We start from the raw sequence: 12,281 nt of genomic DNA, 5'->3' as shown, positions 1-12,281 counted from the left end.
GGCCGGAGTGTAGGCGGCACCCGGCCCCGCTGGGAAGGGGGCCGGGTACGGGGTAGGCGCTGGTCAGCGGCCGGTCTGCCGCATCAGCAGATCCCGCAGGGCGCGGGTGTGCCGGCGGCTGACGGCCAGCTCCGCGGTGCCGATGCGCACGCTCATGCTGCCCGCGTCCAGCCGCAGTTCGTCGATGCGGCCGAGCGCGACCAGGTGCCTGCGGTGGATGCGGACGAATCCCCGGGTGCGCCAGCGCTCCTCCAGGGTGGTCAGCGGTACCCGGACGAGGTGGCTTCCGGTGGCGGTGTACAGCCGGGCGTAGTCGCCCTGGGCCTCGGCGTAGGCGATGTCGTCGATCGGGACGAAGCGGATGACCCCGCCGAGTTCGACGGGGATCTGGTCCTGCGCGGTGTCGTGGACCGGGGCGGAGCGGTCGCCGACCTGTTCGGCGACGCGGCGCACGGCCTCGGCGAGCCGTTCGCGCCGTACGGGTTTGAGCACGTAGTCGACGGCCTTGAGGTCGAAGGCGTGCACGGCGAAGCCCTCGTGCGCGGTGACGAAGACGATCAGCGGGGGCGCGGCGAACCCGGCCAGCAGCTGGGCGACGTCGAGTCCGGTGAGGCCGGCCATGTGGATGTCGAGGAAGACGACGTCGATGGCGGAGGGGTCGTCGGGCCCGGCGTCGACGGCGCCGCCGATCCGGCGCAGCGCCTCGGTGGCGCCGGTGGCGCCCTCGGCACTGCGGATGCGGGGGTCGGCGCGCAGGAGGTAGAGCAGTTCCTCCAGCGCGGGTTCTTCGTCGTCGACGGCGAGTACGCGCAGCATGGCGGGATCCTAGGGGTGCGGGGGCCGTCGGCGGGGGTGCGGGGCGCCTCTACTTGAGCAGCTTGGACATCCGGCGGTCGGCGAGCGGCTTGCCGCCGGTCTGGCAGGTGGGGCAGTACTGGAGCGAGGAGTCGCTGAAGGAGACCTCGCGGATGGTGTCGCCGCAGACGGGGCAGGCCTCGCCGGTCCGTCCGTGTACGCGCAGCGCGCTCTTCTTCTCGGCCTTGAGGCGCCCGGCCCCGACCCCGCCGGAGCGGGCGACGGCGTCCGCGAGCGTGGTGCGCAGGGCGGTGTGGAGGCGGGTGGTCTCGTCGTCGGTGAGGTGGGCGGTGAGCTTGAAGGGGGACATCTTCGCGGCGTGCAGGATCTCGTCGCTGTAGGCGTTGCCGATGCCGGCGATGAGGGACTGGTCGCGCAGGGCGCCCTTGATCTGCCGCCGCTCCCCCGCGAGCAGCGCGGCGAACGCGTCGCGGGTGAAGGAGGGGTCGAGCGGGTCGGGTCCGAGGCGGGCGATGCCGGGGACCTCGGCCGGGTCGTGGACGAGGTACACGGCGAGGCGCTTCTGGGTGCCGGCCTCGGTGAGGTCGAAACCGTCGCCGCCGGCGAGGACGGTGCGCAGGGCGAGCGGCCCCTTGCCGGGGCGGGGCGGCTCGGCGGGGAAGGAGTCCTTCCAGCGCAGCCAGCCCGCGCGCGCGAGATGGGTGACCAGATGGAGCCCCGCCGCCTCGATGTCGAGGAACTTGCCGTGCCGGCGGACGCCGGTGACCTCGGCACCGTGCAGGGCGGTGAGCGGCGGGTCGTAGGTCTTGAGGACGCTGATGGCGAGGGGCAGGACGCGGGCGATGTCCCGGCCGACCAGATGGTCGTCGAGGAAGACCCGCAGCGCTTCGACCTCCGGGAGTTCGGGCATGGTTCCCAGCGTGCCGCAGCCGGTGGCGCCCTGCCTACCGGAGGCCGTAGACGCGTTCGGCGGTGGTGGCGAAGACGGCCTCCCGCTCCGTGTCGCTCAGGCCGTCGGTGAGGGTGTGTGCGGCGTCGACGACCTGGGTGTACGTCGCGGCGAGCCGGCAGACCGGCCAGTCGGAGCCGAACATCAGACGGCCGGGTCCGAAGGCGTCGAGGACGGTGTCGGCGTACGGGCGGAGCGTGTCGGCGGTCCAGTGGTGCACGTCCGCCTCGGTGACCAGGCCGGAGAGTTTGCACACGGTGTTGGGGAGGGCGGCGAGCGTGCGCAGGTCGTCGGCCCAGGGGCGGGTGGCGCCGGAGGCTATGGGCGGTTTGCCCGCGTGGTCGAGGACGAAGGTGAGCCGGGGCAGCAGGGCCGCGGCGCGGACGGCGGCGGGCAGCTGACGGGGCAGGACGACGAGGTCGTAGACGAGTCCGGCGTCGGCGACCGCGGCCAGTCCCCGCAGCACGTCGTCGCGGAGCAGCCATTCCGGGTCGCTCTCGCCCTGGACCTGGTGGCGCAGTCCGACGAGCCGGTCGCCGCCGGGGAGTTCGCGCAGGGCGGCCAGGGTGTCGGCGAGGCCGGGCGCGGTGAGGTCGCTCCAGCCGACGACTCCGGCGACGAGGCCGCCGCCGGCGGCGAGGGCCAGGAGTTCGGGGGTCTCCTCGGCGACGGTGACGGTCTGGACGAGCACGGTGGCGTCCACCCCGTTGGCACGGGCCTCGGGCTCCAGGTCGGCGAGGGTGAAGTCGCGGCGCAGCGGGGCCAGGGCCTCCCCGGTGATCCAGTCCTGGTCCCGGACCGCGAGGTCCCAGACGTGGTGGTGGGCGTCGACGGTCCGGTGCGGGGCGGTCATCTCACAGTTCCCAGACGACGGGCAGCGCGGCGTCGGCGCCGTCGGCGGAGTAGTCGTGGGCGACGTCGAGGAGTTCGGCCATCCGGGCCTGCCAGGCGATGTTGACCGGGAGCTTCTCCAGTGCGGCGATGAGCCGGGCGTAGTCGTCGCACTCGATGACGTGGAAGAGGTCGGTGCCGCTGCGCCAGATCGTCCAGGAGGAGGCGCCCGCGGCGCGGATGGCCGAGGTCAGTTCGGCCGGGACCTCGCGGTGGGCGGCGTCGTACGCGGCGGTGCGGTCGGCGCGGACCTTGGTGTGCAGGGCTATGCGCATGTCACTGTCCGTTCTCGGTGAGCAGGCCCTCGGTGCGCAGTTCGTCCCAGAGGGCGTCGGGAATCTCGGTGCGGAGCAGGGCGGCCGCGTCGCGCACCTCGATCGGGGAGCGGGTGCCGACGAGGACGCCGGCGACGGCGGGGTGGGCGAGCGGGTAGCGCAGGGCGGCGGCGCGCAGCGGGACGCCGTGGCGTTCGGTGACGGCCTTCAGCCGCAGCGCCCGGTCCAGGAGGGTGAGGGGGGCGGCGGCGTAGTCGTAGGTGGCGCCGGGGCGCGGGTCGGCGAGGAGTCCGGAGTTGAAGACGCCGCCCATGACGACGCTGCGGCCCCGCGCCTCGGCGGCGGGCAGCAGGTCGTGCAGGGCCGACTGGTCGAGGAGGGTGTAGCGGCCGGCGCAGAGGACGACGTCGACATCGGTCTCGACGACGAAGCGGGTGAGCATCTCCGTCTGGTTCATGCCCGCCCCGATGGCCCCGATCAGCCCTTCGGCGCGCAGTTTCTCCAGCTCCGGGTAGGCCTCGCGGAATGCGGTCTCGGCGTGGTCGTCCGGGTCGTGGAGGTAGGCGATGTCGATCCGGTCCAGGCCCAGGCGCTCCAGGCTGTCCTCCAGGGAGCGGCGGACCCCGGCGGCGCTGAAGTCCCATCGCCTGCGGTGGGTGGCGGGGACGTCGAAGCCCTCGGAGAGCGTGCCGGGGGCGGTGGGTCCGGTGTCGGGGAGGGGGTCGAGGACCCGGCCGACCTTGGTGGAGACCACGTACGCGTCGCGGGGCCGGTGGCGCAGGGCGGCGCCGAGTCTGCGCTCGGAGAGGCCGAGCCCGTAGTGCGGGGCGGTGTCGAAGTAGCGGACGCCCTCGTCCCAGGCGGCGTCCACGGCCGCGGCGGCCCGCGCCGGTTCCACGGCGGTGAAGAGATTGCCGATGGCGGCCGCCCCGAAGGACAGTTCGGTGATGTCGACCGCGCTGTTTCCCAGTCTGCTGCGCCGCATGTGTCGGCCGCCCTCTCCGATGATCGCTTCCCGCACACAGGAATATTCATCGGATCACTTGGGCGCGTCAACACCCGTGTGACCACCAACCATCGGGAAATCGCATGGACCTGTCCGATCTATTCTGGAGTCGGTGTGGATCCGGCGGGGATACGGGAGGCCGGGGGCAGCAGGTCCAGGAGCGCGGACACCTCCTCCTCGGCGCAGCGGCCCAGCCGGTCCAGGTCGGGCACCGCCTTCCCGTCGGCGACCAGCCCGAGCTGGACCGTCGAGCCGTACGTGGTGAGCGCGACGGCCAGGGACTGGCCCCGGGCCAGCGGCGCCATCGGATAGAGGGCGCGCAGCGGGCAGCCCGCGAGGGAGAGCGCGGAGCGGGGCAGCGGGACGCTGGTCACGAGCACGTCGAAGAGCATCCGGGCGGCGTTGCCCGCGAGCGGCGCGCCCAGCCGGTGGGCCAGCGAGGGCAGCTGGTCGGCCAGGACGGCGACGGCCCCGGCTCCGCGCAGCGGCCCGGCCGCCTTGTTGCGGTCCATCGCCTCGCGCACCAGGCGCAGCCGCTCCCGGGCGTCGGGTTCGGCGACGGGCAGGCCCAGCAGATACGCGGAGAGCCGGTTGCCGTTCCCGGCGGCCGGACCGCCGGGGCGGCGGCGCGACACGGGGACGAGGGCCCGGGGTTCGGTGCCGGGCAGCGGCTCGCCGCGCTCCAGCATCCAGCGGCGCAGGGCCCCCGCGACGACGCCGAGCAGGACGTCGTTGCCGGTGCCGCCGGTCTCGCGGCGGATGCGGCGCACCGCGTCCAGGTCCAGATCGGCGGTGGCCAGCCGCCTGGTGCCGCTGGAGCCGGCGCTGAGGGCGGGCACGCCGCGCAGATCGAGGCGGCTGGCGCGCACCAGGGAGGCCCCCACTCCGAAGGCCCGGCCGAGGCCCTCGATGCGTCCGAGGGCGAGTCCGGCGACCTGGCGCGGGCCGGGCATCCAGGAGCGCGGCGGCACGGGGCGGACCCGGCCCGGCGGGACACCGTTCCCGGCGCGACGGGTGAGCGAGGCGATCTCGTCGAAGATCCCGGCCCCGATGGCGACGGCGCGCATGCCGTCGGCGAGGGCGTGGTGGAGTTTGACGAGCACGGCGAAGGGACCGTCCGGGCCCCCGTCGAGGAGGTACATCTGCCAGGGCGGCCTGCCCCGGCGCAGCGGCTGTTCCATCAGTTCGCCGGCGAGCCGGGTGGCGCCCGCCATGAAGGCGTCCTCGCCGCCGCCGGGCGCGGCGTCGACCCGTACCCGCTTCACATGGCGGTGGACGTCGAAGTCCTTGTCGACCGACCAGGCGGCGCCGCCGACGGGCAGCAGGACGTCGCGCACCCGCATCCGCAGCCGGGGAATCGCGGCGGCGCGGGTGCCGAGCAGGTCGAGCAGGGCGTCGGGGCCGGGCCGGGAGCCGGGGCCCGGGGCGAAGACGGCGAGCGCGCCGAGGTGCATGGGATGCGCGTCGGACTCCAGGTGCCAGAAGGCCAGGTCGAGAGGTGCCAGTAGCTCGGTGCCCAAGGTTCCTCATGTCGTCGGGGGCGAACGCTCGTCGAGGGCGGATGGCCGAACGGATGCGACCACTCCCCGCAGTCAATCCCCAGCGGTCGGTTACGGTCAAGGACAGACATGTTACGTTCTGTTACTTGTCGGTAGCGCTCAGACGCCGTCAGGGCACCGGCCGTCGGACCGGTACCGCGCGGCGGCGCTCCCCCGTTCAGTCGCGCGGCGGCATGACGAACTCGCACCACACGCACTTGCCGGTGCCGCGCGATTCGACGCCCCAGGCGTCGGCGAGCCGGTCGACGAGCATCAGCCCGCGCCCCGAGACGCCCGACTCCCCCGCGTCGCGTCGGCGGGGCAGCGCGCTGGAACGGTCCTCCACGTCGACGCGCAGCCGCCGCTCGGCCCCGGCGAGCACGCGGATGGTGACGATCGCGCCGCCGTCGGTGTGCATGAGGGCGTTGGTCGTCAGCTCGTCCGCGGCCAGTTCCACCTCGTCGGCGCGGTCCTTGGCACCCCAGGCCCGGACGGCGGCGCGGATCATGTGGCGGGCGGCGCTCAGCGCCTCGGGGTCGTTCTGCGCCACGTGCTGCTGGAGCCGGCCGCCGGGCTGCGGGGCGTGGGCGGCCTTGCGGCGCAGCAGCAGCACGGCCACGTCGTCCTCGCCGCCGCGTTCGTCCACCGCCGCGCAGAGCCGGTCGGCGAGCGCCTGGAGGTCCTGGGGGCCGTTCGTGACCATCGCGGTGAGCAGCTGCACGCCCTCGTCGAGGTCCGCGCCCGGCATCTCGACCAGACCGTCGGTGAACAGCACCATGGCCTGGCCGGGGTCCAGTTCGAGGGTGCTGACGGGATACTCCAGCCGGCCGAACTCGGCGGAGAGGCCGAGCGGCAGCCCGCCCTCGACGGACACCTTGTGGCAGCTGCCGTCGGGTTCCCGCACCAGGGGGTCGACGTGTCCGGCCCGGACGATCTGGACGACACCGGTGGTCAGATCGGCCTCGGCGTAGGTGCAGGTCGCGAAGCGGTCGGTGTCGAGTTCATGGAGGAAGACGGAGGCGCGCGCCATGACGGTGGCGGGGCTGTGCCCCTCGGCGGCGTACGCGCGCAGCACGATGCGCAGCTGGCCCATGACCGCGGCGGCGTGCGTGTCGTGGCCCTGGACGTCGCCGATGACGGTGCCCACCCGGCCGCCGGGGAGAGGGATGACGTCGTACCAGTCGCCGCCGATGTCCCGGCCCAGCCGCGCCGAGCGGTAGCGCACGGCGATCTGCGCACCGGGCACGTCGGGGATGCGGCGCGGCAGCATGGCCTGCTGGAGCCCCTCGGCGAGGTCGTGCTCCTGCTCGTAGAGCATGGCGCGCTGGAGGCTCTGGGCGATGGAGCTGCCGAGTGCGACCAGCAGGTTGCGCTCGTCGTCGGTGAATCCGTCCTTGTCGCTGTAGAGCAGTCCGAGGGCACCGATGGGGCGGGCCTGGGCGATCAGCGGCATATAGGCGGCGGAGGTGATGCCCAGATGGCTGATGTGGGGCCACAGGACGGGGTACGACTCGGCGAAGTCGTCCGCGGACTCGATGAAGCGGGGGGCGAGCGTCCGCACGACCTCGCTCATCGGGTACTGCTCGTCGGTGCGGGTGTAGCGCGTCCCGGGCACGAAGGAGCCCTCGGGCCCGTCCGCCACCAGGTGGATGCGACCGGCCTCGATCAGCCCCATGACCAGGCTGGTCGCGCCGAGGTGGGCGAGCGGCCGGGAGTTGTTGAGCACGTCGATGACGTCCTTGACGGTACGGGCGTGGGCCAGCGCCGCCGTGGTGGCCTCGACCAGGCTGGTGCGCCGCCGCCGCTCCTCGTCCAGCTCCTGGCGGGCGGTGGATTCGGCCAGCTCCCGGGTGGCGTCGCGGACGATGCCGATGATGCGGCGGGGGCGCCCGGTCTCGTCGCGGCGGACGAAGCCCTGGGTGTGGGTCCAGCGCAGGGTGCCGTCGCGCAGCAGCATCCGGAAGTACGCGCCGTAGTTGGCCTCGCCGTTCTTCAGGGCCTCCGTGACCATGGCGTCGAGCCGTACGCCCTCGTCCGTCGGCACCCGGCTGCCGAGGGTGAGCGGATTGTTGTCGTACTCGTCGGCGCGCAGGTCGAAGACATCGAGGGCCGCCTGGTCCATGTACATGAGGCCGCTGTCGAGATCCCAGTCGAAGGTGCCCATACGGTTCAGGGCCAGGCTGAGATCCGGGTGGGCGGGCCATGCGTCCGGGAGTGACTGGGCACCCGCTACCCGATCATCCATGTGGGTCACTCTGCCACCATTTGTCCGATTCTTCGAGTGAGCCGTCCATCTGCTGAACGTGGGATGGAACACATTTCCGGACCCGGCCGTCCGGGCCGCACCCCGGGAATCGCACGGAATTCCGCGGACGGGCACGCGCGCGGCCCACCGGACGCGGCCGCGGAACGCCGCCCCGCCCCGGAACCGGCCCCGACCAGCGACTACCGTGTGCGTGGGGCGGAGTAAGCCAAGCCTTACCACGGCCCGCCCCGCTCCCGCACACCCGTACGAAGGAACAGCCCTCCATGACACGCCCCGTCCGCGTAGCCATCGTCGGAGCCGGTCCTGCCGGCATCTACGCAGCGGACGCGCTGCTGAAATCCGATGCCGCCGCCGACCCGGGCGTCTCCATCGACCTGTTCGAGCGGATGCCCGCCCCCTTCGGCCTGATCCGTTACGGCGTGGCCCCTGACCACCCGCGGATCAAGGGCATCGTGCAGGCGCTGCACCAGGTGCTGGACAAGCCGCAGCTCCGCCTCTTCGGCAATGTCGACTACCCGAACGACATCGGCCTGGACGAGCTGCGCACCTTCTACGACGCGGTGATCTTCTCCACCGGCGCCGACGCCGACCGCGCCCTGGACATCCCGGGCCACGACCTGGACGGTTCGTACGGCGCCGCCGACTTCGTCTCCTGGTACGACGGACACCCCGACGTGGCCCGCACCTGGCCGCTGGAGGCCGAGAAGGTCGCCGTGCTGGGCGTCGGCAACGTGGCGCTGGACGTCGCCCGCATCCTGGCCAAGACCGCCGACGAACTGCTGCCGACCGAGATCCCGGCCAACGTCTACGACGGCCTCAAGGCCAACAAGGCGCTGGAGGTGCACGTCTTCGGGCGGCGCGGACCGGCCCAGGCCAAGTTCAGCCCGATGGAGCTGCGGGAGCTGGACCACTCGCCGAACATCGAGGTCATCGTCAACCCCGAGGACATCGACTACGACCAGGGCTCGATCGAGACCCGGCGCGGCAACAAGCAGGCCAACATGGTCGCCTCCACGCTGGAGAACTGGGCGATCCGCGATGTCGGCGACCGTCCGCACAAGCTCTTCCTGCACTTCTTCGAGTCCCCCGTGGAGATCCTCGGCGAGGACGGCAAGGTCACCGGTCTGCGCACCGAGCGCACCGAGCTGGACGGCACGGGCAACGTCCGGGGCACGGGCCGGCACACCGACTGGGACGTGAAGAGCGTCTACCGCGCGGTCGGCTACTACTCGCAGGAGCTGCCGAAGCTCCCCTTCGACGTGGCCTCCGGCACGGTCCCGCACGCCGCGGGCCGGGTGATCGAGGGCGGCGAGCCCCTGGAGTCGGTCTATGTGACCGGCTGGATCAAGCGCGGTCCGATCGGGCTGATCGGGCACACCAAGGGCGACGCCAACGAGACGGTCGCCTGCCTCCTGGAGGACCACGCCGAGGGCCGGCTGCCCGCACCCGAGCGTCCGGAGCCGTCCGCCGTGACCGAGTTCCTGGAGGCGCGCGGCGTCCGCTACACCACCCGAGAGGGCTGGCACCGGCTGGACGCGCACGAGCGCGCCCTCGGTGAGGCCCAGGGCCGCGAGCGGGTGAAGGTCGTGGAGCGCGAGGGCATGCTGGACGCCTCGGGCGCCTGAGCCCCGGTCCGTACGGCGAAGGCCCCGGTCCACCCGCATGGGTGGACCGGGGCCTTCGCCGTGGCCGTGACGGGCTCCGGAGGACCCGGAGGACCGGGAAGCGCGACCGCCGCGCGGGCCCCCGGACGGCACCGGGACCGCCCGCCCGTCAGCCGTAGACGGTTCCCCGGCCGTCCCCGGGCGGGCGTCCCGCGTTCTCGCGCAACGGCAGCCGGATGGAGGTCTGGGGCTCGTCCGTCATCAGCGGGACCAGGTCCTCCGGCGGTGCGTCGGGGTCGGCCGGGGTGCCGGTGGGCTCGTCGGTCGGAATGCCGGGGAACGGTTCGGGCAGGCCGCCGGTCGGCTCACCGCTCGGCACCGGGCAGTCCCTCGCCGCACCCGGTTCACGCGGCGCCACGACGGCCTCGCCCGGCGGTGTCGTCCCGGCGGGCGGGCAGTCCTCCGGCGCCGGGGTCTCGGGCTTCGGCCGCGCGCTCGGCGCGGGGGAGGTCCCGGGCAGCGGCCCGGTGATGTCCGTCTCGGGCGCGTAGGGCGGGGGCTCGGCCGGAGCGTGGTCGCGGGCCCCCTCGTCGCCGGTGGGCCGGGCGATCCACCGGCCGTGCGCGGAGTCGACGACGAGCAGTTCCGTGAGGGCGCGGGCCGCCGGTGCGACGACGACGGTCCGGGCCGGGTCGTAGCCGGTCCACGCCTCTCCCCGCTCCGGAACCCGCACACCGTCCGCGCCGGCGGGCCGGCCCAGCGGGTTCCCGCAGGCGCAGCGGACCCGCGGCAGGCCTCGCCCGTCCACCAGGACCGCGGTGCCGCCCTGGAGGACGGCGGGGAAGGCGGTGGCGGCGCCGTCGCGGAATCCGTGGTCGGTCACACGGGTGTCGGCGCGCAGGACGACCGGGGTGAGCCCGCGCAGGAAGCCGGCCACCTCGGCCGCGGGGACCCCGGCGGCACGGGCGAAGGCCTTCTGCCGGGCGGGGTCGGCGGCGAGCAGGCGGATCTGGCGGGCCACGTCGCACGAGGAGACGGAGCGGACGCCGCCGTAGAGGCCGGGGGTGGATCCGGGCAGGGTGTGCGGGCCGGAGCCCTCGGGGGCGGGGGCCCGGTGGGACGGGGTGGCGCTCGCCGCCGCCCCGGAGCGGCGCGCCGTGGACGCGGTGAACGGGTCGGGGCCGTGCGCGGCGGCCGGCTGGAGCAGGATCTCGCCCGCACCGGCCGTGCCCTCGGTCCCGAGGCCGCCGCCCGGGGCGTTCCGCGCGCAGCCGGTGGTGGCGAGCAGGCCGGCGCAGAGCGTGGCGAGGACGGCGTGGCGCAGGCGCGGGGGTGCGTGCACGTGGGGTCTCCTGCCTGGTCACGGGTCCGTTCGGGTCTCCTCATGTCTGCCGCAGTTCCCCGTGGGCCGCAAGCGGGCGGGTGCGGTGCGCCCGGGGTGCGGGCCGCCACTCCCCCACCGTATTGAACACGTTCAAGAAAGGTTCTAGAGTCGGCCGCGACACTGCTTGAACACGTTCAATCAAGGGGGTGGTCCGCCATGGGGGTCCTGGTGGACCTGATCGTGATGCTGGGCATGCTGGTGATCGTGCCGACGGGGCTGCGGCTGACGCGGGACCCGTCGCTGGACCGGATCCAGCGGTTCTGGCCGCTCTTCGCCGTACCGGGGGCGGTCTCCCTGTGGCTGCCGCGCGGTCCGGCCGCGACAGCCCCGGCGCTCTGCTACGCGGCCGGCGCCCTCCTCCTCGCACTGCACGCCCCGCCCCGGCTGCTTCGGCGTCCCGCGCCGCTGCGGGCGTGGCGGACCGCGCCCGCCGAGATCGCGCTGCTGACGGCGCTCGTCACTCCGGCCGTCGCGGCGGCCGCTCTGGTCGCCGAACGCGCCGGACAGCCGCTCCTCGGCTTCGGCACCGGCATCCTGGCGCTGACCGTGCCGCATTTCCACTTCGCGGGCTTCGCCGCAGCGCTGGTCGCCGGGCTCGTCTGCCGGGCCGAGGCCGGTCCGGCGGGACGGTTCGCCGCGCTGAGCGTGCCGCTGGGCACCCTGCTGGTCCTGGGCGGCTACTTCGTCGGCGACTACGCCGAACTGGCCGGCGCCGTCGTGCTCACCGCCGGGATGTGGGGCGTCGCCCTGCTGACCTGGCGCACAGTGCGGCCCGGCGCGGGCGACCGGACCACCCGGCTCCTGCTCGGCGCCTCGTCCGCCGTGCTCGCGGTCACGATGGTCCTCGCGCTCAGCTGGGCGCTGGGCGAGGCCACCGGGATCCCGCACCCCACCCTCGCCTGGATGGCCGCCACCCACGGCGTCGGCAACGCCCTGGGCTTCGCCCTCTGCTCCCTGCTCGCCTGGCAGCGGCTCGGCCGCCCCGTCCCCACCGGAGGAAGGTCCGCGTGAACGCCCTCAGCTACCCCGAAGCGGGTGCCACCCGGCTCGGCCCGCTGCCCGACGGCTACCACCATCTGCACCACCGCACCCGCGTCGGGCACGGCCGCGCCGACTTCGAGGCCGCCGGCGCGGCGATCACCGGCTTCCGGATGCACCGGGCCTCCGGGGCCCGGGTCACCGCCTCGTCCGCGCGCGCCGAGCCCGGTGCGTCCGTTCGGGTGGCGGCGGCCCTCGGCCGGCTGCGGATCAGCGCGCCCTGCCGGGTGATCTGGGCCGAGTACGGGAACGAGCGGACCGGCTTCGCGTACGGAACGCTGACCGGGCACCCCGAGAGCGGCGAGGAGTGCTTCGTGGCCGAGCTGGCGGACGACGGCACGGTCACCTTCACCGTGATGGCGTTCAGCCGGCCCGCCCGCTGGTACACCCGGCTCGCCGGGCCGCTCGTTCCCGTGGCGCAACGCTGGTACGCGCGCCGGCTGGGCCGCACGCTGCGGCGGCTGGTCGCACAGGAGCGGCGGGCCCGGGGCCGATGAGCCGGGGGCCGGTGGCG

General features: G+C 74.1%; 11 protein-coding genes. 3 read left to right on the top strand and 8 right to left on the bottom strand.

Going from position 1 to position 12,281, the window contains the following annotated elements:
* Positions 1-63: 63 nt before the first annotated feature.
* The 7 genes from ACZ4FH_RS10080 to ACZ4FH_RS10050 form a co-directional block, all read right to left on the bottom strand.
* A complete protein-coding gene (locus ACZ4FH_RS10080) occupies positions 64-816 on the bottom strand; it encodes a LytR/AlgR family response regulator transcription factor (RefSeq protein ID WP_383635583.1) in 753 nt (250 codons plus the stop codon).
* A 49-nt stretch (positions 817-865) separates the two neighbouring features.
* Positions 866-1,726, bottom strand: coding sequence for an Fpg/Nei family DNA glycosylase (locus ACZ4FH_RS10075; RefSeq protein ID WP_467303648.1), 861 nt, complete (start codon positions 1,724-1,726; stop codon positions 866-868).
* Positions 1,727-1,760: 34 nt separating this feature from the next.
* A complete protein-coding gene (locus tag ACZ4FH_RS10070; RefSeq protein WP_467303646.1) occupies positions 1,761-2,618 on the bottom strand; it encodes an amidohydrolase family protein in 858 nt (285 codons plus the stop codon).
* A 1-nt stretch (position 2,619) separates the two neighbouring features.
* Positions 2,620-2,931 carry an L-rhamnose mutarotase gene (locus tag ACZ4FH_RS10065; protein ID WP_383635574.1) on the bottom strand — a complete coding sequence of 104 codons (312 nt, stop codon included), beginning with the start codon at positions 2,929-2,931 and terminating at the stop codon, positions 2,620-2,622.
* 1 nt (position 2,932) lies between these two features.
* On the bottom strand, positions 2,933-3,916 hold the full coding sequence (locus tag ACZ4FH_RS10060) for an aldo/keto reductase (protein ID WP_467303644.1): 984 nt from the start codon (positions 3,914-3,916) through the stop codon (positions 2,933-2,935).
* 119 nt (positions 3,917-4,035) lie between these two features.
* Positions 4,036-5,457, bottom strand: a complete 1,422-nt coding sequence (locus ACZ4FH_RS10055; RefSeq protein ID WP_467303643.1) for a wax ester/triacylglycerol synthase family O-acyltransferase — start codon at positions 5,455-5,457, stop codon at positions 4,036-4,038.
* A gap of 196 nt (positions 5,458-5,653) precedes the next feature.
* Positions 5,654-7,720, bottom strand: coding sequence for a SpoIIE family protein phosphatase (locus tag ACZ4FH_RS10050; RefSeq protein WP_467303641.1), 2,067 nt, complete (start codon positions 7,718-7,720; stop codon positions 5,654-5,656).
* A gap of 284 nt (positions 7,721-8,004) precedes the next feature.
* Here ACZ4FH_RS10050 and ACZ4FH_RS10045 point away from each other — a divergent pair, with 284 nt between their 5' ends.
* The gene (locus tag ACZ4FH_RS10045; RefSeq protein WP_467303640.1) at positions 8,005-9,366 is read left to right on the top strand and encodes an FAD-dependent oxidoreductase; all 1,362 of its coding nucleotides are present in this window, start codon (positions 8,005-8,007) and stop codon (positions 9,364-9,366) included.
* A gap of 148 nt (positions 9,367-9,514) precedes the next feature.
* On the opposite strand, the gene ACZ4FH_RS10040 is transcribed toward ACZ4FH_RS10045, so the two are convergent.
* A complete protein-coding gene (locus tag ACZ4FH_RS10040) occupies positions 9,515-10,687 on the bottom strand; it encodes a DUF6777 domain-containing protein (RefSeq protein WP_467303639.1) in 1,173 nt (390 codons plus the stop codon).
* A 198-nt stretch (positions 10,688-10,885) separates the two neighbouring features.
* Here ACZ4FH_RS10040 and ACZ4FH_RS10035 point away from each other — a divergent pair, with 198 nt between their 5' ends.
* A complete protein-coding gene (locus tag ACZ4FH_RS10035; protein WP_467303638.1) occupies positions 10,886-11,740 on the top strand; it encodes a YndJ family protein in 855 nt (284 codons plus the stop codon).
* On the top strand, positions 11,737-12,264 hold the full coding sequence (locus ACZ4FH_RS10030) for a DUF1990 family protein (RefSeq protein WP_467303637.1): 528 nt from the start codon (positions 11,737-11,739) through the stop codon (positions 12,262-12,264). Before ACZ4FH_RS10035 ends, ACZ4FH_RS10030 begins: the two co-directional genes overlap by 4 nt.
* The last annotated feature ends 17 nt before the right edge of the window (positions 12,265-12,281 follow it).

Source organism: Streptomyces sp. NPDC024555, from assembly GCF_055559335.1.
This window is presented reverse-complemented; position numbering and strand designations above follow the sequence as displayed.